This window comes from Brachybacterium sp. (assembly GCF_036379615.1).
GTDB lineage: Bacteria > Actinomycetota > Actinomycetes > Actinomycetales > Dermabacteraceae > Brachybacterium.
In genome coordinates this window covers 1-23,719 of record NZ_DASVGJ010000044.1, presented here as the reverse complement: position 1 = coordinate 23,719, position 23,719 = coordinate 1, and the positions used below count along the sequence as shown (strand labels likewise).

General features: G+C 71.4%; 19 protein-coding genes. 10 read left to right on the top strand and 9 right to left on the bottom strand.

Annotated features, from left to right (window positions below; translation table 11 throughout):
- Window positions 1–95: 95 nt before the first annotated feature.
- Window positions 96–461: a DUF952 domain-containing protein gene (locus VF289_RS08475; RefSeq protein WP_330883040.1), complete on the bottom strand. Its 366-nt coding sequence runs from the start codon at window positions 459–461 to the stop codon at window positions 96–98.
- A gap of 24 nt (window positions 462–485) precedes the next feature.
- On the opposite strand from VF289_RS08475, the gene VF289_RS08470 reads away from it, so the two are divergent.
- Genes VF289_RS08470 through VF289_RS08455 form a run of 4 tightly spaced genes read left to right on the top strand, consistent with a single transcriptional unit; the run spans window position 486 to window position 3,266 of the window.
- Complete coding sequence (locus VF289_RS08470; RefSeq protein ID WP_330883039.1) at window positions 486–851, top strand: GNAT family N-acetyltransferase; 366 nt, start codon at window positions 486–488, stop codon at window positions 849–851.
- Window positions 848–1,375: a low molecular weight protein-tyrosine-phosphatase gene (locus VF289_RS08465; protein WP_330883037.1), complete on the top strand. Its 528-nt coding sequence runs from the start codon at window positions 848–850 to the stop codon at window positions 1,373–1,375. Before VF289_RS08470 ends, VF289_RS08465 begins: the two co-directional genes overlap by 4 nt.
- Window positions 1,372–2,832: an amidase gene (locus VF289_RS08460; protein ID WP_330883035.1), complete on the top strand. Its 1,461-nt coding sequence runs from the start codon at window positions 1,372–1,374 to the stop codon at window positions 2,830–2,832. Before VF289_RS08465 ends, VF289_RS08460 begins: the two co-directional genes overlap by 4 nt.
- Window positions 2,829–3,266: an RNA-binding S4 domain-containing protein gene (locus tag VF289_RS08455; RefSeq protein WP_330883033.1), complete on the top strand. Its 438-nt coding sequence runs from the start codon at window positions 2,829–2,831 to the stop codon at window positions 3,264–3,266. The genes VF289_RS08460 and VF289_RS08455 overlap by 4 nt, the downstream gene beginning before the upstream one ends.
- A 125-nt stretch (window positions 3,267–3,391) precedes the next feature.
- Here VF289_RS08455 and VF289_RS08450 read toward each other — a convergent pair whose 3' ends face one another.
- On the bottom strand, window positions 3,392–4,789 hold the full coding sequence (locus VF289_RS08450) for a PrsW family intramembrane metalloprotease (protein WP_330883031.1): 1,398 nt from the start codon (window positions 4,787–4,789) through the stop codon (window positions 3,392–3,394).
- A 342-nt stretch (window positions 4,790–5,131) separates the two neighbouring features.
- On the opposite strand from VF289_RS08450, the gene VF289_RS08445 reads away from it, so the two are divergent.
- Window positions 5,132–7,768, top strand: coding sequence for an ATP-dependent Clp protease ATP-binding subunit (locus VF289_RS08445; RefSeq protein ID WP_330883029.1), 2,637 nt, complete (start codon window positions 5,132–5,134; stop codon window positions 7,766–7,768).
- Window positions 7,769–7,795: 27 nt separating this feature from the next.
- Here the strand turns inward: VF289_RS08445 and VF289_RS08440 are convergent, their stop codons facing one another.
- The 4 genes from VF289_RS08440 to panD form a co-directional block, all read right to left on the bottom strand.
- Window positions 7,796–8,965 (bottom strand): hypothetical protein, encoded by a 1,170-nt coding sequence (locus VF289_RS08440; RefSeq protein ID WP_330883027.1) that lies wholly within the window; start codon window positions 8,963–8,965, stop codon window positions 7,796–7,798.
- Window positions 8,966–9,215: 250 nt separating this feature from the next.
- Window positions 9,216–12,176, bottom strand: coding sequence for a leucine--tRNA ligase (gene leuS / locus VF289_RS08435; protein ID WP_330883025.1), 2,961 nt, complete (start codon window positions 12,174–12,176; stop codon window positions 9,216–9,218).
- 276 nt (window positions 12,177–12,452) lie between these two features.
- Window positions 12,453–13,379 (bottom strand): AEC family transporter, encoded by a 927-nt coding sequence (locus VF289_RS08430; RefSeq protein WP_330883023.1) that lies wholly within the window; start codon window positions 13,377–13,379, stop codon window positions 12,453–12,455.
- 199 nt (window positions 13,380–13,578) lie between these two features.
- On the bottom strand, window positions 13,579–14,004 hold the full coding sequence (gene panD, locus VF289_RS08425; RefSeq protein ID WP_330883021.1) for an aspartate 1-decarboxylase: 426 nt from the start codon (window positions 14,002–14,004) through the stop codon (window positions 13,579–13,581).
- 68 nt (window positions 14,005–14,072) lie between these two features.
- Here panD and VF289_RS08420 point away from each other — a divergent pair, with 68 nt between their 5' ends.
- Window positions 14,073–15,740: a DEAD/DEAH box helicase gene (locus VF289_RS08420; protein ID WP_330883019.1), complete on the top strand. Its 1,668-nt coding sequence runs from the start codon at window positions 14,073–14,075 to the stop codon at window positions 15,738–15,740.
- A 53-nt stretch (window positions 15,741–15,793) separates the two neighbouring features.
- Window positions 15,794–17,188 (top strand): L-serine ammonia-lyase, encoded by a 1,395-nt coding sequence (locus VF289_RS08415; RefSeq protein WP_330883017.1) that lies wholly within the window; start codon window positions 15,794–15,796, stop codon window positions 17,186–17,188.
- On the opposite strand, the gene VF289_RS08410 is transcribed toward VF289_RS08415, so the two are convergent.
- From VF289_RS08410 to VF289_RS08400, 3 genes are all read right to left on the bottom strand, one after another.
- Window positions 17,169–18,290, bottom strand: coding sequence for an AMP-binding protein (locus tag VF289_RS08410; RefSeq protein WP_330883015.1), 1,122 nt, complete (start codon window positions 18,288–18,290; stop codon window positions 17,169–17,171). The genes VF289_RS08415 and VF289_RS08410 overlap by 20 nt on opposite strands.
- Complete coding sequence (locus VF289_RS08405) at window positions 18,287–19,168, bottom strand: SDR family NAD(P)-dependent oxidoreductase (protein WP_330883013.1); 882 nt, start codon at window positions 19,166–19,168, stop codon at window positions 18,287–18,289. Before VF289_RS08405 ends, VF289_RS08410 begins: the two co-directional genes overlap by 4 nt.
- Before the next feature lie 82 nt (window positions 19,169–19,250).
- A complete protein-coding gene (locus VF289_RS08400; RefSeq protein ID WP_330883011.1) occupies window positions 19,251–20,354 on the bottom strand; it encodes an NADH:flavin oxidoreductase/NADH oxidase in 1,104 nt (367 codons plus the stop codon).
- A 136-nt stretch (window positions 20,355–20,490) separates the two neighbouring features.
- On the opposite strand from VF289_RS08400, the gene VF289_RS08395 reads away from it, so the two are divergent.
- From VF289_RS08395 to acs, 3 genes are all read left to right on the top strand, one after another.
- Window positions 20,491–20,682 (top strand): CopG family transcriptional regulator, encoded by a 192-nt coding sequence (locus VF289_RS08395; protein WP_330883009.1) that lies wholly within the window; start codon window positions 20,491–20,493, stop codon window positions 20,680–20,682.
- A 10-nt stretch (window positions 20,683–20,692) separates the two neighbouring features.
- A complete protein-coding gene (locus VF289_RS08390) occupies window positions 20,693–21,529 on the top strand; it encodes a hypothetical protein (RefSeq protein WP_330883007.1) in 837 nt (278 codons plus the stop codon).
- Between the two features lie 170 nt (window positions 21,530–21,699).
- Window positions 21,700–23,679 (top strand): acetate--CoA ligase, encoded by a 1,980-nt coding sequence (gene acs, locus VF289_RS08385; RefSeq protein ID WP_330883005.1) that lies wholly within the window; start codon window positions 21,700–21,702, stop codon window positions 23,677–23,679.
- The last annotated feature ends 40 nt before the right edge of the window (window positions 23,680–23,719 follow it).

Sequence of the window (23,719 nt, the reverse complement as noted above, 5' to 3'; positions counted from 1 at the left end):
TACGCCGAGGGCTCACGGCACGTCGATCAGGGCGCTCCGTCGGCCGGGGGCCGCTCCTCGGCGAGGAGGGCCCGCTCCCGGGCGAGGACGACTTGTCAGGCGACGACGACGAACTCCCGGCCGATCCATTTGGTGCGGCGCAGGCGCAGCACGGCGCTGACGGGGAGCGGACCTTTGATGTGGGGATAGCCGCGGCCCTTGCCGTCGACGTCGGCCTCGATGTCCACCGCGATGCCGGCGGCCTCGACCCGGGACACGTCGATCTCGAGGATCACCAGATTCGCGGGTCGATCCGGATAGACGCGCTTGGCGACCTTCGAGATCTGCTCCGGCCAGGAGGCGTGGAGGAAGCCCTCCTCGGAGAGATCCCGGCCGCGGGTCGCGCGGGTGTACGAGCCCGCCCGGACGGCCGCCTCCCAGGCGGGCAGTTCGGTGATGTGCCAGATCAGGGGCGCAGGCATGACCGGCAGTGTACCGTGACCGGCATGGATGAGACCTCCGCCGGGCCGGGCGCGGTGCGCCTGGTCCACGATGACGACCGCGACCGCTACGAAGCCCTGGACGGGGACGAGGTGGTCGCCGTGCTCGCCCACGGCGACGACGACCTACCCGCCGCCGACGGAGCCGCCCTCGGGGTGCGGGTGCGTGATCTCCGCTCCACCGTGGTCGCGCCGGACCGCTCCGGGGCCGGGATCGGCTCCGCGATCGTGCGCTTCGCACTGGACGACATCCGATCGCTCGGGATGAGGGTCCGCCCCACCTGCTGGTTCGTGCGCGGTTGGATCGAGCGCCACCCGGAGTATCAGGATCTTCTGGAGACCGACGCCGGCGGATCGGAGGAGCGACGATGACCTACCGGATCCTGGCCATCTGCACCGGGAACATCTGCCGCTCCCCGATGGCCGAGTACGCCCTGCGCGACGCTGTCGACGAAGCGGGCCTCGGGGATCGGGTCACGATCGCGTCCGCAGGCACCTCCGGCTGGGAGAGCGGGAACCCGATCGACCCGCGCGCCGGTGCCCTGCTGCGACGCCACGGCATCGCGAGCGATCAGCACCGCGCCCGGGAGATGGATGCGGATGAGCTCCACCGCGCCGACCTCGTCCTCGCCCTCGACCATGACCACGTCGACCCGGTGCGCCGCACGCTCGGCGCACGACGGGCCGAGGAGACGGTGAGGATGGTCCGCGACTTCGCTCCGGGCCACGTCGAGGACACCGGGATCCGCGATCCCTGGTACGGGCACGAGAGCGACTTCGACACCGTCTGGGAGCAGATCGACGACGCCGTGGCAGGGATCCTCGACCACGTGCGCGAGGCGCTGGGGAGCAGCGGACGGTCGGATCCCGCCCAGGAGCAGGGAGGCCCCCGGTGACCGAGGAGCGACCGCTCGGAGCGCTCGAGACCGCCGCCGCGCTGCGCTCCGGCCAGATCGACGTCGAGGAGCTCGCCGAGCACACCCTCGAGGCCTCCCGGGGGGTCGGCGCACAGGTGGGCGCCTTCGCCCACCTGCTGGAGGACCTCACCCGCGAACAGGCCCGCGCCGCGGCGGAACGGCTCGTGGAGGCCCGCCGCACGGGGACCCTCGCAGAGCTCGCCCAGCAGCTGCCGTTGCTGGGCGTGCCCCTGCCGGTGAAGGACCTCACGCAGATCGCCGGTGCGCCCTTCGAGGCGGGCAGCGCCGCGCTCGCCGGGAACATCGCGACCGTGACCGACGGCGTCGCCCGACAGATCCTCGACGCCGGCACCCTCACCATCGGCAAGACGACCACGCCCGAGTTCGGACTGCCCAGCTACACCGAGCCGGCCACCGGCGCTCCCGCCCGTACCCCCTGGGACCTCCGGCGCACCGCCGGCGGATCCAGCGGCGGGGCGGGGGCGGCGGTCGCGAGCGGCGTCGTCCCCCTCGCGCACGGCTCCGACGGTGGCGGCTCGGTGCGCATCCCGGCGGCCTGCTGCGGTCTCGTCGGGATCAAGCCCTCTCGGGGTGTCGTCTCCCCAGGGCCCCACGGCACCGAGGGGATGGGCCTGGTCACCGACGGCATCCTCGCCCGCAGCGTGCGCGACGCCGCGGCCGGGCTCGACCTGATCGCCGGAGCGCGCACGGGAGATTTCACGCCCGCCGCTGCGCGCCTCGGCCCCTATCTCGGACAGCTCGAGGGCGCCACGTCGTCCCGGCAGCAGCTGCGGGTCGCTGTTCTGCGAGAGCCGCTCGCGGCGGAGACCGAGGTGCACCCGGCGGCGCTGCGCGGCCTGGAGCGCGGCGTCGAGCTGATGCGCGGTCTGGGCCATGAGCTCGTCGAGATCCGGGCCCCGTTCACGCCGGAGGACTGGACCGCCTTCATGCCCCTGTGGACCGTCGGCGCGGCGAGCATCCCCCTGGACGAGGAGCAGGAGGGGCGGATCCTCGAGCTCACCCGCTGGCTGCGCGAGCGCGGTCGCCGCTACAGCGGCGTCGACCTGGCCCGTGCCTTCTCCGGCGTCCAGGCCCTCGCACGTCGCACGATGGAGCAGTTCGCTCCGTTCGACGTCGTGATCACCCCCGCGCTGTCGGGCCCGCCGGCGCTGCCCGCGGACCTGCAGCGTGACGAGGGCGGCGCCGACTTCGACGCGCAGTGCGCCTTCACCCCCTGGACCAGCACCTGGAACATGCTCGGCGCCGCTGCGATCGCGGTCCCGCTGCACCGGGAGCTGATCGACGGAGTCGAGCTGCCGTTCGGCGTGCAGCTCGGTGCGACCCGCCACGGCGAGGATGCCCTGCTGCTGTCCGTGGCCGCGCAGCTCGAGGCCCATGACCCGTGGCCGCTGGTGCGCACCCCCGACCGCTCATGAGCACTGCCGCAGGAGCTGCTGAGGGGCCGCAGACCGTCCGCCTGGACGTCTGGCTGTGGAGCGCGCGATTGATGCCCACCCGCTCGGCGGCGACCGCGGCCTGCCGCGGAGGTCATGTGCGACGCAACGGCGATCCGGTCAAGGCCGCGCAGAAGGTCGCAGTGGGGGATGAGCTGCGGGTGCGCTCCCCGGGGCGCGAGCGCATCGTCGTGATCACGCAGATCCTCACCAAGCGGGTGGGAGCGCCGATCGCCCGGAAGGCCTATGAGGACCATAGCCCGGAGCCGCCGCCGCAGCTCGCCGCAGCCCCGCCGCGGCGGGAACGCGGCACCGGCCGACCCACCAAGCGCGAGCGGCGACAGTTCGACCGCCTGCGCGGTCGTGACGACCCCGCGGCGTCGCCCTGGCCCCGGGAGCGCGACGAGGAGACCTGATCTCGTCCGACACGGCGGGACATGAGAGGAGGGCCCCGCCGCTGGCGGGGCCCTCCTCGACTCATCCGTCGTGTCGACTCATCGGTCGGGCGGTCGCGTCGGTCGTGATACCGCTCCGGCAGGCTTCAGCGAGCCTGGGAGAGCAGCTCCTGGCGGTTCGCGGTCAGCCGGTGCAGGAGCTTCCGCTCGGTCTCGACGACCTTCGGGTTCGCCCCATCCGCCAGCAGTCGTTGGCGGATCGAGGCGAGGTCGGCGCTCTCACGGATGAATCTCTTCATCACCGGTCTGGCATTGATCTGGGTCGCCCAGAGCTTGCCCTCGCGCCGTCCCTTCCAGGTGGCGAGCATGTCGACCTCCTCATGGGTGAGCCAGCCCTGGTTCGCGTAGTCGCCCAGCCGGATCCGGGTCAGTCGGGACTCGTCCCAGATCAGCACCGGGATGGAGATCAGCCAGATCAGCGCGATGATCGCCTTCGTGCCGTACATGATCCCGATGGCGAGCCACGAGTTGCCCATCACTGAGAAGAGGTTCCAGCCGCCATGGATCAGCATGCCGGGGATCAGGGCGGGCACGAACACCAGGAAGCCCATGATGGTGCCCCACTTGCGCGCCACGAAGCCGACGATGATGCCGGTCAAGGCGGTGTAGATGGCATGTCCGAAGATGTTCAGGATGCCGCGCAGCAGGAAGAGGAACAGCACGCCGCCGACGCCCGAGGACTCCAGCTGGCGCGTGTAGTAGATGATGTTCTCGGTGAACGCGAAACCGCCGCCGATCAGCGAGCCGTAGATCAGGCCGTCCATCGGGCCGTTGAAGTAGCGCCGCGCGAGGATCATCAGCAGCAGCAGGCCGATGCCCTTGGTCGTCTCCTCCACCAGCGGTGCACTGATGACGGGACCGGCGAAGTTCGCTGCGTCGGCGCTGCCGGTGACGATGTAGACGAGGTACGAGTTCAGCGTGTTCAGCACGTAGCTCGTCCCCGCAGCGATCGCCGCACCCCAGAACACAGCGATGATCAGCAGGGGGATGGGCTGGGGGTCCCAGCGGTCCGCGAGGAACATGATCAGCGCGATGACCAGCAGCGAGGTCGAGGCGAGGAAGGCGGTGGCGGGCCACCACACGGGGTTCGAGCTCGCGGTCATGACGAACTGCAGGAAGAAGTAGCCGAGCACGGCCAGGAGCAGGAACCCCAGGATCACCACCGACAGCCAGACCGCGATGCTCACCGTGGGGACCTTGGTCGCCTCCTGGGAGACCAGCTGCGCCTGACGGGTCTGGGTGGACCAGGCGGACTGCGGCTGGGCCTGGTCGGGGCGCTGGATCTGAGCCGGGGCGAAGCGGGCCGCGGTGAGGCCGGAGGCCGGACGGACCGAGGTGTCGTAGGCGCGGGGGTTCCCGTAGTCCTGGTAGCGCGGCTGCGACGGGACCGACGGTGCACCGGAGGCCGAGCTGGGGGCGCCCGGACGGGGCCTCCCATTGGGCATGTACTGGCCGTTCTGCGGCGGGGACGGGGGCTGGGACATGAAGGCCTCGGTTTCGGCGGCAGGACGGACGGAGGAGGCGGCGCGTGCTCGACGTCGGTTCCCCTGGACGCCCGATCCACGGCCTCGGTGCGATGCTACAGGGGTGCAGGTGCCTCGGCGCGGAGCTGGCCGGGGTTGTGGATGGCCGACGACCGTGGATGACCGAGGGCAGTGGGGTGCCCGGCGACCGCTGCACGGGCGGGAGGCGTGCCTCTCGTGGCAGCGAGAACTGAAGTTGAGTGGAATAGACTCAACTTGCTTGACGTTGGGGTCGATGCGCATCGCAGGACAGGGTCTGCGGTGTGCTGAGGAGAAGACCAGAGACCGCAGGAGAGGAGCCCCATGGAGTTCCAGTTCACCACCCGTGCGCAGGAGGCCGTCACCGCCGCGGCGGAGAGGGCCGTCGAGCTCGGCAACCCCCAGATCAGCTCCCTCCACCTGCTGTGGGCGCTGATCGGCCAGAACGACGGCATCGGCCGGGCCGCGCTCGAGGCGGTCGGTGCGGAGCCCGAGCAGGTGAGCCGCCGGGCGGCCCAGGCCGTCGACGCACTGCCTCGTGCCCGCGGCGGCTCGTCCCCGACATTCGTCGGCACCGGATTCGACGCCCTCGAGGCGGCGCGGCGAGAGGCCGACGCCGCGGGTCGCACCTACCTGTCCACCGAGCATCTGATGATCGGCATCGCACTCGGCAAGGACGCCGCCGCCCGCCTGCTCTCCACAGCCGGGGCGACCCCGGCAGCACTGCGCGATGCCGTCCGGACCCTGACCTCAGGAGATGACCGTATGAACCAGATGGACTCCCAGAACCCCGAGGGCACCTTCCAGAGCCTCGAGAAGTTCGGCGTCGACCTCACCGAGATGGCCCGCGAGGGTCGGCTGGATCCGGTGATCGGGCGGGACGCCGAGATCCGCCGCGTGGTGCAGGTGCTCTCCCGGCGCACCAAGAACAATCCCGTGCTGATCGGTGAGCCGGGCGTCGGCAAGACCGCCGTCGTCGAGGGCCTCGCCCAGCGCATCGTCGCCGGGGACGTCCCCGATTCCCTGCGCGGGAAGCGGCTGATCTCCTTGGACCTGTCCTCGATGGTCGCGGGCTCGAAGTACCGCGGTGAGTTCGAGGAGCGGATGAAGGCCGTGCTCGACGAGATCCGCACCTCGGGCGGTCAGATCATCACCTTCATCGACGAGCTCCATACGGTGGTCGGCGCAGGGGGCTCCGGCGACGGCTCGATGGACGCCGGCAACATGCTCAAGCCCATGCTCGCCCGCGGCGAGCTGCGGATGGTCGGGGCGACCACGCTGGACGAGTACCGCGAGAACATCGAGAAGGATCCCGCGCTCGAGCGCCGCTTCCAGCAGGTGCTGGTGGGAGAGCCCAGCGTCGAGGACACGGTGACGATCCTGCGCGGGCTCAAGGACAAGTACGAGGCGCACCACAAGGTGACCATCACCGATGGTGCCCTGGTGGCCGCCGCGGCCCTGTCCTCCCGCTACATCTCCGGCCGGCAGCTGCCGGACAAGGCCATCGACCTGGTCGACGAGGCCGCCTCCCGCCAGCGCATGGAGCTGGACTCCTCACCGGAGCAGCTGGACATCCTGCGCCGGCAGGTGGACCGGCTGAAGATGGAGGAGCTCGCCCTCGCCGGCAGCGATGATCCGGGCAGCCTCGCCCAGCTGGAGTCCGTGCGTGCCCAGCTGGCGGACCGCACCGAGCAGCGCGACGAGCTCTCCGCCCGGTGGGAACGGGAGAAGGCCGGGCTCAACCTCGTGGGCGATCTCAAGGCACAGCTCGAGCAGCTGCGCATGCAGGCTGATCGTGCCCAGCGCGACGGTGATCTGACCGCGGCCTCGAAGATTCTGTACGGCGACATCCCCTCGCTCAAGGAACAGCTGCGCGAGGCGGAGGAGCAGGAGGCCGGCGGGCACGGCGATCAGGAGCGCCCGATGGTCGCCGACCACGTGGGCGCCGACGACATCGCCGAGGTGGTCGAGGCCTGGACAGGGATCCCGGCCGGACGCCTGCTGCAGGGGGAGACCGAGAAGCTCCTGCAGATGGAGGGGATCATCGGTCAGCGCCTGATCGGGCAGCGGCGCGCCGTCGGGGAGGTCTCCGACGCGGTGCGACGTGCCCGGGCCGGTATCGCGGACCCGCACCGTCCCACCGGATCGTTCCTGTTCCTCGGACCGACGGGCGTGGGCAAGACCGAGCTCGCCAAGGCGCTCGCGGAGTTCCTCTTCGACGACGAGCGGGCGATGATCCGCATCGACATGTCGGAGTACGGCGAGAAGCACACCGTCTCCCGGCTGGTCGGCGCGCCCCCGGGCTACGTCGGCTATGACGAGGGCGGCCAGCTCACCGAGGCCGTGCGACGCCGTCCCTACTCGGTGGTGCTGCTCGACGAGATCGAGAAGGCCCATCCCGACGTCTTCGATGTGCTGCTCCAGGTGCTCGACGACGGCCGTCTCACCGATGGCCAGGGACGGACCGTGGACTTCCGCTCCACGATCCTCATCCTCACCTCGAACCTGGGTGCGCACGCGCTGCAGGACCCGGTGCTCTCGGAGACCGAGAAGCACGATCGGGTGATGCAGGTGGTGCGGGCCTCCTTCAAGCCGGAGTTCCTCAACCGCCTGGACGACATCGTCATGTTCGATGCCCTGGACCGTGAGCAGCTGGCCCGCATCGTCGCTCTGCAGGTTCGGGAGGTCTCCGAGCGGCTGCGGGAGCGGCGCATCAGCCTCGACGTCACGGCAGAGGCGACCAGTTGGCTCGCCGCCGAGGGATTCGATCCGATGTACGGGGCACGTCCCCTGAAGCGGCTGGTCCAGAAGGAGATCGGCGACGGCCTCGCGCGGCTCATCCTGCGTGGCGAGGTGCAGGACGGGCAGCGGGTCGAGGTCGGGGTCGATCCTCAGGATCACGGGCTCGTGCTGGTGGTGGCAGGCGACGGCGAGGAGGAGCTGACGGCGACTCTGGAGTGACGTCCAGGCCCGGCGCGAACGGAGCGTTCAGACAGCTCCGTCCCACGGCATCGGCGCGTACTGGCGGCGGAGATCGTAGAGCTGCTCGGCGTCGGTGACGGTGTCGTGGACGCCCTGCCAGTCGTCATGGATGCGCTGCAGACCTCCCTCCGCAGCATGCAGCGGCTCGCCCGCACCGGGAGAGACGAGGTCGGCCACATCTCCTCCGGTGCCGAGCACGTCCGAGGCGGTCTGGGCGAGGGCCGGGAGCGGGGTGGCGGCGAGGACGTCCGCCGTCGCGTCGATGTTCCGGTACAGGCCGCGCTCCGCGGCGCCGACGGCACCGGAGAGGTCCCCTGCGCCGAGCGCCGTGGACACCTCGCCGGTGGTCTGCAGGACATTGGCGATGCCTCGGTCGACCCCCGAGGCGATCTGCCCTGCGACGGAGCCGTCACCGAGGATCGGCTCGGAGAGGGTGTGAGGCGTGCGTGCCACATCGACGAGCGGGGTGAGGGAACCGAGGTCGTTGTCCACCAGCAGCTGCTCGGCCCCGTCATAGAGGCCGCCGATCGCCTCGTGCGCGCTCATGGCGCCCTGCACGAGGCCCACCACGGGAACCTTCCTGAGTCCCAGGCGACGGATGCTCTCGGCATCGGCGAGGTGCCCGGGCTCCAGGTCGTAACGTTCATCCGGCGCGACGGGAGCCGGGCGGGGGAAAGCAGGTGCGGGCTCGTGCCTCAGCGGCCCACCGATCAACGGCCCGAGATCACCCAGGTCGGGAAGAGCGGGGAGCCGGTCGGCGAGGCCCGTCGGATCCTCGACCTGCAGCGGCCCGCCGATCAACGGACCCCAGCCGCCCTCGGGGGCTCCGGCCAGGCGGGGAAGGTCCCCGCCGCCCAGGAACGGCAGCAGGGCGCGCACCCGCAGCGGGTCGGTCGGATCGGACCCGCCCTCGACCGCGGAGCAGAGATCCTGCGCTGCGGACTCCCGCTCCAGCAGCTCGCCGAGACGGCGCACCGCCTCCGCGATCGTGCGCGCACGCTCGACCAGCTCATCGGTGAGCGAGCGGTGCTCCTCGGCATCCGGTCCGAACCAGGTCGCTGAGCGTCGCGCGTCGGCCGCACGCGCGAGGAGGGCCTGCATCCGTTCGGCTCCTGATCCGAAGTCCCCGGACAGCTCCGTCATGGTCGCGGTGTCGCATCCCCAGAAAGTGTTCATGGCGCGACCGTAGGCACTGTGCGGACCTCACGTCCCGGACAGGACCGACGATGTGGATGACTCGGGACTGTGGAGGAACGATCGTCGACCCCGCGGACACCCCCGCCTCCGAGCACGGCACCGCCTCCGAGCACGGCGCCGCGTCCGAGCACGGCTCTGCCTCCGAGCACGCCCCGACCCATGAACGAGCTCGGCCCCAGGACATGAGGTCCTGGGGCCGAGGCGGCGGGGAGCGGAGCTCAGGAGCCGCTCACACCACGATGTTCACGATCTTCGGTGCCCGGATGATCAGCTTGCGGACGGTCTGGCCCTCCAGCAGCTCCTGCACGCGCGGCTCGGCCATCACCGCCGCCTCGAGATCCGCCTCGGAGATCTCCGGGTCCACCTCGATGCGGTGGCGCACCTTGCCCTTGACCTGGATCACGCAGGTCACCTGATCAGCCTTCAGCAGCTCCGGATCTGCCACCGGGTAGGCCACGCGGGAGATGCTCCCGGTGTGGCCCAGGCGTGCCCAGAGCTCCTCGGCCAGGTGCGGGGCCAGCGGTGCGACCATCAGCACCAGCGGCTCGACCGCCTCGCGGGGGGTGGAACCGGTCGCGGTGAGCTGCTTGGTCAGGTGGTTCACCAGCTCGATCAGCTTGGCGATCGCAGTGTTGAACTGCATCCGTTCCATGTCGCGGGAGACCCCGTCGATGGCGCGGTGCACGGCCTGCTGGGTGGCGCGGTCCGCAGGCTCGTCGGAGAGGGTCAGTCGGCCGGACTCCTCATCCACCACCAGGCGCCACAGGCGCTGCAGGAAGCGCTGGGAGCCGACCACGGCCCGGGTCTCCCACGGCCGTGACAGGTCGAGCGGACCCATCGACATCTCGTAGACCCGCAGCGTGTCCGCGCCGTACTCCTCATACATGTCGTCCGGGGCCACGGCGTTCTTCAGCGACTTCCCCATCTTCCCGTACTCCTTGGTGACGGGCGCGCCCTGGTAGGTGAAGGTGCCGTCGGCCTCTGCCACGACCTCCTCCGCCGGGACGTGCACGCCGCGGGAGTCCGTGTAGGCGAAGGCCTGGATGTAGCCCTGGTTGAACAGGCGGTGGAAGGGCTCCTGACTGGAGACGTCCCCGCGGTCGAAGAGCACCTTGTGCCAGAACCGGGCGTACAGCAGGTGCAGCACCGCGTGCTCGACACCGCCCACGTACAGGTCCACACCCCCCACGCCGCCGTCCTCGCGGGAGCCCAGCCAGTACTTCTCGTTCTCGGGCCGCACCAGGACCTCGTCCTCGGTGGGGTCGATGTAGCGCAGGTGGTACCAGGAGGAGCCCGCCCACTGCGGCATCGTGTTCGTCTCGCGCAGGTACGTCCTCGGCCCCTCGCCCAGGTCCAGCTCGACCCGAGCCCAGTCGGTGGCGCGGGAGAGCGGGGTCTGCGGCTCGGTGTCCGCATCCATCGGGTCGAAGGTCCTGGGGGAGAAGTCCGCGACCTCCGGCAGGTCCAGCGGCAGCATCGAGTCCGGCAGCGGGATCGGCACCTCCGGGTGCTCGGGGTCGTAGACGATCGGGAAGGGCTCGCCCCAATAGCGCTGACGGGAGAACAGCCAGTCCCGCAGACGGTAGGTGGTGCGAGCGCGACCGAATCCCTTCGCCTCGGCGTGGGCGGTGGCACGCCGCTTCGCCTCGTCCTTGTCCAGGCCGTTCAGGTCCAGCTCGGCGCTCGCGGAGTTGATCTTCTCGCCCTCGCCGGTCCACGCGCCGCCGGCGAAGTCCACGGGGGGCCGCACGGTCCGGATCACCGGCAGATCAAAGCGCGCGGAGAACTCGAAGTCCCGCTCGTCCTCGGCGGGCACTGCCATGATCGCGCCGGTGCCGTAGCCGGTCAGCACGTAGTCCGCGGTGAACACGGGCAGCTCCCGGCCGTCCATCGGGTTGGTCGCGAAGAGCCCGGTGAACACGCCGGTCTTCTCGCGGTCCTCGGCCGTGCGCTCGTCCTCCCCGAGGGAGGCGGCGCGCGCCTGGTAGGCGGTCACGGCCGCGCGGGGGCTCTGTGCACCGCCCGTCCAGGCGTCCTGCGTGCCCTCGGGCCACGCGGCCGGCAGCGTCCGGACGTCCTCCAGCAGGGCGTGCTCGGGGGAGAGCACACAGAAGGTCGCACCGAACAGGGTGTCCGCGCGGGTGGTGAACACGTCGAAGCTCGCCTCACCGCCGCCGTCGAGCCCGGTGGCGGGGAAGGTGATCTGGGCGCCGTGGCTGCGTCCGATCCAGTTGCGCTGCATCGCCCGGATCGACTCGGGCCAGTCCACCCGGTCCAGGTCGTCGATCAGCCGGTCCGCGTAGGCGGTGATGCGCATGTTCCACTGCCGCAGCCGGCGCGTGAACACCGGGAAGTTCCCGCGCTCGGAGCGTCCCTCGGCGGTGACCTCCTCATTGGCCAGCACGGTGCCCAGGCCCGGGCACCAGTTCACCGGGGTCTCGGAGATGTAGGTCAGGCGGAAGGCGTCCGCCAGGGAGGTCAGCTCGGCGTCGGAGGCGCCGGGGACGTCGGCCGCGCTGCGCCCCACCCACTGCGTCGGCAGCTCGATCCCCGAACGGTCCGCGAGGGCGAAGGGGTCCACCGTGCCGGCGCGCAGGGCCTCGCGCAGCTCCGAGATCGGGCGTGCCCGACCCACGATCCCGTCGGCGTTCGGCGCTGTCGGGTCGTACCAGGAGTCGAAGATGCGCAGGAAGATCCACTGGGTCCATTTCACGAACTCCGGGTCCGTGGTGGCCAGGGTGCGGCGCGGGTCGTGGGAGAGACCCAGACGGTGCAGCTGGCGGCGCATGTTCGCGATGTTCGACTCGGTGGTCGTGCGCGGATGGGTGCCGGTCTGGACGGCGTACTGCTCGGCCGGCAGGCCGAAGGCGTCGTAGCCCATCGTGTACAGCACGTTCCTGCCCATCATCCGCTGGTGGCGGGCGACCACGTCGGTCGCGATGTAGCCCAGCGGATGCCCCACGTGCAGTCCCGCCCCCGAGGGGTAGGGGAACATGTCCATGATGTACATCTTCTCGGCCGACCGCGAGGTCGCCGCGGTCGTCGCCTCCTCGAGCGACCCGGCGGAGCCGCGCAGCTCGCCGACGGGGTTGTCGGCGTGGAAGGTGCCGTCCTCGTCCCAGCGCTGCTGCCAGCGGCGTTCGATCTCGTCCGCCACGGCGGCGGTGTATCGGTGCGGGGCCTCGCTCATGGGTGAATCGTCCTCCGAAGGATCATCGCGGCGGGAGCCGCCAGGTGTTGTGTGACATGGTCTCGTGACATGAAAAAACCCTCGCGCGGGCGAGGGGAGCCGCATCGGTGCCTCATGTGCGCACCGGCACGCTCTCAGGAGCGCGTGGTGGGCACGGGCCTTGTCCGACGCGGCTGCATAAGCAGGAGCCGTCGAGTCACCCGGCCATCCTACCGTGCCGCCCCGGATGCGCCGATGCGGCGGAGGCGCCCGTGAGAGCGCGCCCCCCGTGACTGCTCAGACCCCGAGCAGGGCGGAGATCGCGAGCAGCACCAGCACGGTGCCGATGGTGGTGATCAGGACCGTGTCGCGGGCGAGGTTCTCCGAGGCTCGGTAGCGCGCAGCGGCGACGTAGACGTTCTGTGCGGTGGGCAGCGCGGCCATCACCACCACCTCGAACAGAGCGGTGTCCCGCAGCCCCAGCAGCAGGCCCACGCCCAGCGCGATCACCGGCATCAGCAGCAGCTTGGAGCCCGAGGCGACGGCGATCAGTCCGCGATAGCCGTCGTCCTTGGCGAGCGGCCTGGAGCCGTACAGCGAGAGGCCGTAGGCCAGCAGCATGGCGGGGATCGCCATGTCCGCGAGCGAGTGGACCGGCTCGAGCACCACCGCAGGGATCCTCACCCCCACCAGCACCAGGACCAGGCCGACGGCGGAGGCGATGATGGTGGGGTTCGCGACGATGCTGCGCAGCACCCCGGCGGGGCCCGACGAGCCTTCCTCGGTCACCCGGTGCAGGACGAACAGGTACAGGGGTGTGTACACGGCCTGCTGGAAGAGGATCACCGGCAGGGCATGGGAGATGTCCCCGAGCACGTACAGGGCGATCGGGAAGCCCATGTTCGCGCCGTTGACCACCGAGCCGCTGATCGCGGTCACCACCAGATCCGCTCCCCGGCGCCTGGTGAACAGCGCCACGGCGACGAGCAGGATCGCGCCGGTGGCGAGCCCCGAGATGCCGGCCACGGCCATGGGCAGGGAGAGCACCTCGCGCACCTCCGACTCGAGCAGACCCACCAGCACCAGGGCGGGGGAGGCGACGAAGAAGGTCGAACGGTTCAGCACATAGCGGCCATGGGGGCCGAGCACACCGGTGCGGCCCACCACCCAGCCCACGCCGATCAGGGCCCAGACGATGAAGAAGCCGGCGAGGACCCCGGTCACAGCGGGACGGGGGAGGAGTAGACGCTCACCGCAGAGATGCTAGTCCAGCTGTGGGAAAGGGGGTTCCGGGGGCCACTGCTCGGACACCACGCAGTCAGCACTCAGGAGTCGGCAGGTGAGGCCACGGCGCGCGGGTCGGGGCCCGCGTGAGCCGAGACCTGCATCGGTCGAGCTCTGTGCGCGAAGCGGTCCGGCGGCCTCAGCGCATCCCGTGCGAGGTGCGGCCGTCGATCTGGTCGGCCATCCCCGGGACCGGCTGGGCGCCGTCGTCGCCGAGGGCGACGATGCGGTTGTTCTCGTCGACGTGGACCACGCGCGGGCGATGGGCGGCGACCTCGGCGGCGTCCAGCTGTCCGTAGGCCATGATGATCACCAGATCGCCGGGGGAGACGAGGTGGGCGGCCGCTCCGTTGATGCCGATCACACCCGAGCCGCGCTCGCCCTCGATCACGTAGGTGACCAGGCGGTGGCCGTTGGTGATGTCCACGATGGAGACCTGCTCGTTCTCGACCAGGCCCGCGGCCTCGGTGAGATCGGGGTCGATCGTGACCGAGCCCACGTAGTGCAGGTCTGCCTGCGTGACGGTGGCTCGGTGGATCTTCGAGGTCATCAGAGTGCGCAACATCGCTCCCATTCTCTCACCGATGCCGCATGCTGGATGATGGGGACGTCCGTTTCGTCAGGAGGATCACCATGCCCAAGGCCCGTCGCCGCTCAGCTCACCGCTCCGAGCGGTTCGAGGACATGGCGCTGCCCGACGAGCTGCTCGGCGTCCTCGCCGATCAGGGGCTCGAGCATGCCTTCGAGATCCAGTCGGCGATCCTGCCCGACGCCCTCGCCGGACGCGATGTGCTCGCCCGTGCGGAGACCGGCTCCGGCAAGACCCTCGCCTTCACCCTGGCGATGACCGCCCGCTTCCGCGGCCGCAAGGTCCATCGCCGTCGGCCGCTCGGTGTGGTGCTGGTCCCCACCCGCGAGCTCGCGGTGCAGGTGGTCGACACGATCCATCCCTTCGCCCGCGCCGTGGGGACCACGGCGCAGCTGGTCTCCGGCGGCATGAACATCGAGAAGCAGGCCGACGCGGTGGCCCGCGGCGTCGGGATCGTGGTGGCGACCCCGGGCCGTCTCATCGACCTCGCCGAGCGCGGCGCGCTCCAGCTGGACCTGGTGGAGACGACCGTCATCGACGAGGCCGATCACATGGCAGACCTCGGCTTCCTCCCCGACGTGCGCGACATCCTCGCCGCGATCCCGATGGGCACCCAGAAGATGCTCTTCTCCGCGACCCTGGACGGCCAGGTCGAGGAGATCGTCGATGCCTTCCTGGTGGATCCCGTCAACCACGAGACCACTCCGGTCACCGCGGCCGTGAAGACGATGGACCATCATGTCCTGGCGATCGCCCCCGAGGCCAAGCGCACGGTCACCGCGCAGCTCGCGGCGCGCGCGGGCCGCACCCTGATGTTCACCCGCACCCAGCTGGGCGCCGAGCGCGTGGCGCAGGAGCTCATCGAGGTGGGAGTGCCCGCCGCGGCGCTGCACGGGAACAAGCAGCAGGGGCTGCGCACGAACGTGCTGGCAGGCTTCCGTGAGGGGGCCTTCCCGGTGCTGGTCGCCACCGATGTCGCCGCCCGCGGACTGCACATCGACGACATCTCGATGGTGGTCCACGTCGACCCCTCCGATGACGTCAAGGAGTACGTGCACCGCTCGGGCCGCACCGCCCGGGCGGGCGCCGCAGGCAGCGTGGTCACGCTCGCCCTGCCCCACCAGCTCCGCTCCTCGCAGCGGATCCTCGCCGAGGCGGAGGTGGAGCCCAGCTGGGTCGAGGACGTCTCCTCCGCCGAGCATCCGGCGCTCGCGGAGCTCGGCGGGCGGACCCCGGCCGGCGAACCCGCGGAGGACCCGGCGACAGTGAAGTACAAGGGCGCACCGCGCAAGCTCGACCTCTCCCGCGCCAAGGGCGCCGATGCCCGGAAGGCGGACGAGCGTCGCGCGAACGAGGAGCGACGTGCCTCCTGGGAGGAGGAGCCCGAGGAGCGGGGAGGTCGCGGAGGCTCGCGATCCGGTGGCGGCCGCGGCGGTCGCAGCGGCGGCGGTCGGAACAGCGGCTCTCGCGGTGGCGTGCGGAGCGGCGGCGGCCGGAGCGGCAGCGGCGGCCGGAACAGCGGTGGTGCCACCGGAGGCGCCGCTGAAGGAGGCCGCGGTCGCGGAGCCGCGGGCTCGGGAGAGCGGCGCGGACGCTCCGGCGGGGCCGCGGAGGATCAGGGCCGCGGGCGCTCCGGCGGGACCGGGAAGGGTCAGGGCCGTGGCCGCTCGGGCGCGCCGTCGCGCGCACCGCGCCGTCGTGGCGGACGATGAGGAGATGACCGGCTGTTCGAGGAGGAGCAGACGAGACGCCGAGGAGGCACGCGATGAGCATCAGCACGTTCGACATGTTCAAGATCGGCATCGGCCCGTCGAGTTCGCACACCGTGGGGCCCATGCGGGCCGCGGCGATGTTCGCCCAGGACGCCCTCGCCGACCCTGACCTCGGATCCCGCATCGCCGAGGTCGATGTGCACCTGTACGGCTCGCTCGCCGCCACCGCCTCCGGCCACGGCACGCTCAACGCCGTGGTGATGGGGCTGGAGGGCGCGGACCCGGAGACGGTCGATCCGGTGGCCGGGCTCGAGCGGGTCGCGCAGATCGAGCAGGAGGGCGGACTGCGCTTGGACGGCTCCTTGCCGATCTCCCTGCGCCCGTCCACGATCGTGCTCCATCCGCTGACCTTCCTGCCCCAGCACTCCAACGGCATGACGTTCATCGCGCTGGATGCCGACGGGGCCGAGCTGCTGCGTCGGCCGATGTTCTCCGTCGGCGGCGGTTTCGTGGTCGACGAAGCGGATATGGACCGCTCGATCGCCGAGGTCGCCGCCGAGGACGAGGGGCGCACGATCTTCACCACCGGCGACGAGCTGCTGCGGGTGTGCGAGGACCGCGGCATCTCGATCTCCGAGGCGATGATGCTGCGGGAGCGCCAGTGGCGCAGCGACGAGGAGATCCGGGAGGGTCTGCTGACGATCTGGCGGGCGATGGACGACTGCATCCAGCGCGGCACCAGGACCCCCGGGATCCTCCCCGGAGGGCTCGAGGTCAAGCGGCGTGCGTCCTCCTGGTACGACTCCCTCTCCGCCGAGGACCCGGTGCGGCTGCCGATGAACGCCTTCGAATGGGTCTCCCTCGCAGCGCTCGCCGTCAACGAGGAGAACGCCGCCGGAGGCCGTGTCGTCACCGCGCCCACCAATGGCGCCGCCGGAATCGTCCCGGCCGTGCTCTCCTTCGCCACCACCTACATCGAGGGTGTGGATCCCGACGAGATCGCGGTGCGCTTCCTGCTCACCGCCGGAGCGATCGGCTCCCTGTACAAGGAGCACGCCTCGATCTCCGGTGCCGAAGTGGGCTGCCAGGGCGAGGTGGGCTCGGCCTGCTCGATGGCGGCCGCCGCGCTGTGCGAGGCGATGGGCGGCAAACCCGCCCAGGTCGAGAACGCCGCGGAGATCGCGATGGAGCACAATCTGGGGCTGACCTGCGACCCCGTCGGTGGACTGGTGCAGGTCCCCTGCATCGAGCGCAATGCCATGGCGGCGGTCAAGGCGATCACCGCCGCCCGTTTCGCCCTGCGCGGCACCGGCGAGCACTTCGTCTCCCTGGACACGGTCATCGAGACCATGCGCCAGACCGGCAAGGACATGAACGAGCGCTACAAGGAGACCGCGATGGGCGGCCTCGCGGTCACCGCGGTCCCGGTCAGCGTCCCGGACTGCTGAGCTCCGGGGGCCCCACCCGCACCCCGCGCGGCACCGCCGCCGCTCCCAGCCGGTCGTGGATGAGTGCGCGCAGCGACTCCGGGGTCGGGGCCGGGGCGCCATGGGGCAGCGCTGTGAGCTCCACCTCGGCAAGCGTGCGCACTCCGAAGCGAGGGTCGGAGACCACTCGGATCCGTGCCCGTGCCACCCCGTCCTGGGAGAGCAGCACCCGTACCACTGCGGCCGGGTCATGGAGCATCCCTCCCGAGCAGACGGCGCCGTCCGCGCGCCCGAGCACGTGGACGGTGCCATCGGCGGCGATCCGGCCGCGATCGGTGACCCGTTCGCGACCGCTGGTAAAGGGGGTTCTGGCGTGCAGCAGCCCGTCGGCCTCCCGCAGGTGCACGCCGCGCAGCGGCCGGCCGTCGACGGTGAGCGACCCGGTCTCGGTGGTGCCGTAGACGTCGTGCACGCGGGCCCGGAATCGTCGGGCGAGCTCTGCGCGCAGCGCGGTGGAGAGGGCATCGGATCCGGAGACCACCCGCGGGATGTGCAGCGGGATGCCCCGGCCGAGCTCCTGCTCCGCCCGCAGCAGGTTCACCAGGTGCACGGGGATGCCGGTGAGCAGTGCGGGGGAGCTGCGGTGCAGCAGCGCGATGCGGGCTGGGCCGGGCAGGTGGGTGAGGTCCACCAGCGGTGCGCCGATCCCGAGGGCGCCGAGGGCGACCATCAGCCCATGGCCGTGCACGCCGGGGGCGAGACTGGCGATGCTCCTGCCGGGTCGCAGCCCGATGCGGCGGCCCAGGTCGGAGAGGGTGAGCAGCTGGGACGGGCTCAGCGGACCGCGACGATGGAGGCGGGGAGCGCCCGTGGTGCCGCTCGAGCGCGGCGCGAGCACCCCGTCGCCGGCGAGTGCGGCGACTAGCACCTGGCGCAGCGGCGCGGTGGCCGGGAGGTCGCCCAGGTCCGTCACCGGTGCCCCGCGGTGTCGCCGACGGTGCAGCTGCACCAGATCGAGCAGCTCGCCGGCGCTCAGCGTGCCGAGGTGATCGGTGAGGACCATCGCCCGCGGATGCAGCGCCACCCTGGCGCGCAGCGCAGTGGAGGCCTGCAGGAGCTTCATGATCGCCGCCCTCGCCCCAGAGGTCGTGCGCGGAGATACCGGGAGGCCGGCCGGGAAGCTGGCTGGGGAGTCGGTCGGTCCCCGTGACCGCGGCCCGCCCGTGGGTGCTCACGCACCGTGACCCGGCGCAGCAGGTGCTCGGCCCGGCCTGCGGCCTCCGCGGCGATCGACGGCGCGGCCTGGGAGAGCACCGCGCCGATCCGTGACCACAGCGGGGAGTGCAGGGTGCGCCGGGACCGCAGAGCGCGCAGCACGCGCCATGCCGCCTGCTCGGGGGTCAGCGCCCCTCGCGGCGCGCGGCCGTACGTCGGAGCGGCCATGGCGGTCGCGACCAGCGGCAGCTCCACCACGGTGATCTGCACTCCGTGCTGAGCGGCCTGCGGTCGCAGCGCCCTCAGCCAGGTGTCCAGTCCCGCCTTCGAGGCGCCGTACGCCGCCCAGCCGGGGGTGGGGATCCGGGCGGAGGCGCTCGTCACGGCGATGAGGCGACCTCGTCCTGCCGCGCACATCGGCTCCAGCAGGGCGAGCAGCAGAGCGGCGGGTCCCAGCAGGTTCGTGCCGGTCAGACGCACCAGGTCGTGCGGTCGGCCGAAGGTCTGGGTGAGATCGCGGCGGATCGAGTGGCCGGCCAGGGAGACCACGGCCTGCGGCGTCCCGTGCTGGGCGAGGACCTGCGCGGCCAGTGCCGAGACCGCCTCCTGGTCGCGCAGATCGCAGGGGTGCGTCGAGGCGGTGCCGCCGGCGGTGCGCACGCGGGCGGCGAGCGCCTCCAGTCGCCCCTCGTCGCGAGCGGTGAGCACCAGATGCTCCCCCTCGCGCGCCAGGGCCAGGCAGAGGGCGGTCCCGACTCCTCCGCTCGCCCCGGTGACCAGGATCATCCGCCGACCTCGACCTCGACCTCGACCTCGACCGCGTCCCCGACCCAGCGCCGTCGGGCGTCGCCGCGGACCCGGTGGGAGCTCACCAGGTGCCCCGGTGGTAGGCGCCCGGGTAGAGCGCGCCGTCGCGCACCCCGAGCTCGTGCGCCGCGCGCTGGGGCCATCCCGGCTCGCGCAGCGCGGCGCGCCCTACCGCGACGAAGTCGGCATCGCCCCGCTCCAGCACCTGCTGGGCTCCGGCGGGATCGGTGATCAGGCCGACGGCGGCCACCGGCAGGGAGACAGCCTCTCGCAGCGTGCGGGCGAAACCGACCTGGTACTCGGGGCCGACGGCGATGTCCGCGACCACCGCGCCGCCGGTGGAGACGTGCAGGGCGTCGACTCCCGCGTCCTCGAGCTCGCGGGCCAGCTCGACGGACTGCTCGATGTCCCAGCCGCCGTCGATCCAGTCGGTCGCGCTGAGCCGCACGATCAGCGGGCGCTCGGCCGGCCACTGCTCGCGGACCGCGGAGGCGATCTCCAGCGCGAGGCGTCGTCGGCCCGGTCCGTCGCCGCCGTACTCGTCGGTGCGTGTGTTCACCAGGGGTGAGAGGAACTCGTGCACCAGGTAGCCGTGGGCGAAGTGCAGCTCGATCGCATCGAAACCGGCCTCCTCAGCGCGCTGCGCGGCCTCGACGAACGCCCGGACCACGGAGGCGATGTCCGCCGCGCTCAGCGCGTCGGGGGCATCGAGTCCGGGGAAGGGGTCCTGGGTCGGGCCGACGGCGCGCCAGCCCGCTGCGAACTCGGGCACCGTGCCGCGCCGGGACCGGAATCGGGGGAGCGCCGGCCAGGTGGAGGCCTTGCGTCCGGCATGGGCGAGCTGAACGGCGACCTTCGCGCCCTGGTCCTGGCAGAAACGGGTGATCCGGCGCCAGGCCGCGGTCTGCTCGGCGTTCCACAGGCCGGTGTCCTGGGGGCTGATCCTCCCTTCCGGGGCGACAGCGGTCGCCTCCGTGACGATCAGGCCGAAGCCGCCGACGGCCCTCGCCCCCAGGTGCACCAGGTGCCAGTCGGTGGGGATGCCGTCCTGCTCCTGGACCATGTACTGGCACATCGGGGCGAGCCAGAGGCGATTGCGGATCTCGAGCTCGCGCAGACGAGCCGGAGCCAGGAGTGCCGGGGAGACGGCGGGATCAGGAGCCATGAGGCCTCACGGTAGTCGTCCGGCCTGCGGCGTCGAGCAGGCGTTCACGACGTGGGGAGGGCGGGGCAGACCCGCCTGCGGGCACGACAGGGGGTGGTCGGCGTGTCGCGCCGAGCAAGGATGCTAGCATCCTTGCATGGTAGAAGACGTGGCAGAGCCCGCACCCGCACCCGCACCCAAGGTGCAGTTCAACGTGTACCTCCCCAAAGAGCTCGTCGTCGCGGTCAAGCACCGGGCGATCGACGAATCCACCAGTCTCAGCGCCCTCGTCGAGACGGCGCTGACGCAGTACCTCACCCCTTCCATCGACCAGCGCGACGACGCCTGAGGAGATCGACATGACCGAGCAGACCCTCCGACCCGAGCCCGGCCCCGGCTTCACCGTCTTCCCCCTCCGCTTCACCCGTGACCCCAAGGCGCTGATCGCCTTCCTCCGCACCCTCGGCATGGCCCCTGCGATCACGGCAGGGGATGACGGATTCGGCGATCTCGTCGCGGGAGCCGGTCGAGTGATGGTCCACTCCGTCCAGGGTGCCGAGAGCGGCGCCGCGCACGGCGACACCGACCTGTGCCTCGCCGTCCCGGACGCCGACCGAGCGGCCCGGGACCTCGCCGATGCGGGGATCGAGGCGACGATCTGGGACGAGAGCTATGGCAGGCAGGGCCGCCTCGACGGGCCGGCCGGCGAGGGGGTGTCGCTGAACGAGCACCAGAGCGACCTCTACGGATACCAGGGGCACGACCCCTCGGCAGGCGACCACCGGCTGGCGGTGACGGCCGTCGTCATGAGCGAGGACTTCGGGCGCGACGCCGCCTGGTTCGCCCGGCTCGGATTCGTCGCCGACGACGCAGCGGACCACGAGGATGCAGGCGACCACGAGGGTGCAGGCGACCAGTGGTGGCGGGAGCTGCGCGGGCCCGGCCGGGCCGGCACGATCGGTCTGCACCGACCCGTTCCCGAGGACCGCAGGACCCGTCCGACCGGGGAGGAGTTCGGTGACTGCCTCCAGGTGCGTCTCGGCTTCTCGACCACCGAGGCGCTCGACGCCCTCGCGGAGCGGCTCACCGCGGCCGGTCACCCGGCCCGCCTCGTCGAGGGGGATCGTGCCCGCAGCGTGCGCGTCACGGATCCTGACGGGCTGACGGTGGAGATCCACCCGCGCGCCGCGCGCTGAGCTCCTCCGCTCCGGGGAGTCAGGGGCCGGGACGGTGAAGAGCCTGCCGGATCCGCGGGGTCAGGACCGTCCCCGGAGCGTGACCGGGCGCGCGTGACGTGGGTCTCCTGCGATACGGTGGCCGCGTCCCTCCGCCCCGGCTCCCCGGGGCCCGTGAACCAGGAGTACTGATGACCGACGACGCCGCCACCGGGATCGAGAACCTCTCCCAGGAGAGCCGTACGTTCTCCCCGTCCTCCGAGTTCGTGCAGAACGCGGTCGCACGTCCCTCCCTCTACGAGGAGGCGGAGCGCGACCGTCTGGCGTTCTGGCGCTCCCGTGCGAGCCTGCTCAGCTGGGAGACCCCGTTCACCGAGACGCTCGACTGGTCGAACCCGCCCTTCGCGCGATGGTTCGCCGACGGCACCCTGAACGTCGCCTACAACTGCGTGGACCGCCACGTCGAGTCCGGGCACGGCGACCAGGTCGCGCTGCTCGCCGAGTACGAGGACGGCTCCGACGCCTCCTTCACCTATGCGGACGTGAAGGACGAGATCTCCCGCATGGCCAACGTCCTGGTCGACCTCGGGGTGCGGACCGGAGACCGGGTCGCGATCTACATGCCGATGATCCCCGAGACCGTCTTCGCGATGCTCGCCTGCGCCCGCCTCGGCGCGCCGCACTCGCTGGTGTTCGGCGGCTTCAGCGCGGACGCGCTGCGCTCCCGCATCGAGGACGCGGAAGCCCGCGTCGTGATCACCGCCGACGGCCAGAACCGTCGCGGCAAGCAGCTGCCGCTGAAGCCCGCGGTCGATGAGGCGCTCGCCTCGGGCGGCGACAGCGTGGAGAAGGTCCTCGTGGTGCGCCGCACCGGCGGCGAGGTCGAGTGGACCGAGGGGCGCGATGTGTGGTGGCACGAGGCCCGCGAGAGCGCCTCGACCGAGCACGAGCCCGTCATCGTCGAGGCCGAGCACCCGCTGTTCATCCTCTACACCTCCGGCACCACCGGGAAGCCCAAGGGGATCATCCACACCAGCGGCGGCTACCTCACACAGGCCGCCTACACCCACCGCAACGTCTTCGACCTCAAGCCCTCCACCGACGTCTACTGGTGCACGGCGGACGTCGGCTGGGTCACCGGACACACCTACGTGGTCTACGGGCCGATGGCCAACCGCACCACCCAGGTGATCTACGAGGGCACCCCGGACGCTCCGCACCAGGGCCGCTGGTGGGAGATCATCGAGAAGTACGGGGTCACCCAGTTCTACTCCTCGCCCACCGCGATCCGCACCGCGATGAAGTGGGGAGAGGACATCCCTGCGAAGTTCGACCTGTCCTCGCTGCGCCTGCTGGGCAGCGTCGGCGAGGCGATCAACCCCGAGGCCTGGATGTGGTACCGCCGTGTCATCGGCGGGGACCGCTGCCCGATCGTGGACACCTGGTGGCAGACGGAGACCGGCGGGATCATGATCTCCCCGCTGCCCGGCGTCACCTCGACCAAGCCGGGCTCCGCCCAGGTCCCGCTGCCCGGGATCAGCGCCGACGTGCGCAACGACGCAGGGGAGTCCGTCGGCAACGGCGAGGGCGGGTACCTGGTGCTCGACGAGCCCTGGCCCGGGATGCTGCGCGGCATCTGGGGGGATCCCGAGCGCTTCAAGGAGACCTACTGGTCCCGCTTCGAGGGCCTGTACTTCGCCGGTGACGGCGCCAAGCGCGACGAGGACGGCGACATCTGGCTGCTGGGCCGCGTGGATGACGTCATGAACGTCTCCGGCCACCGCCTGTCCACCATGGAGATCGAATCTGCACTGGTCAGCCACGAGTGGGTGGCCGAGGCCGCGGTGGTCGGCGCGAATGACGAGACCACTGGCCAGACCCCGGTGGCCTTCGTGATCCTCCGCTCGGGCAACGACGAGGCGATCGCCGCGGACGGCGGCGAGGAGAAGGTCCCCGAGATGCTCCGCGCCCATGTGGGCAAGGAGATCGGACCGATCGCCAAGCCCAAGAAGGTGCTGCTGGTCTCGGAGCTCCCGAAGACCCGTTCCGGCAAGATCATGCGGCGCCTGCTGCGCGATGTGGCCGAGAACCGCGAGGTCGGGGACACACAGACCCTCGCCGACGCCTCGGTGATGGATCTGATCCAGCAGGGGCTCTCCGGCAAGGACTGAGCACTCCGCCCGGGGCGGTGCACTCCGTCCGGACGGAGTG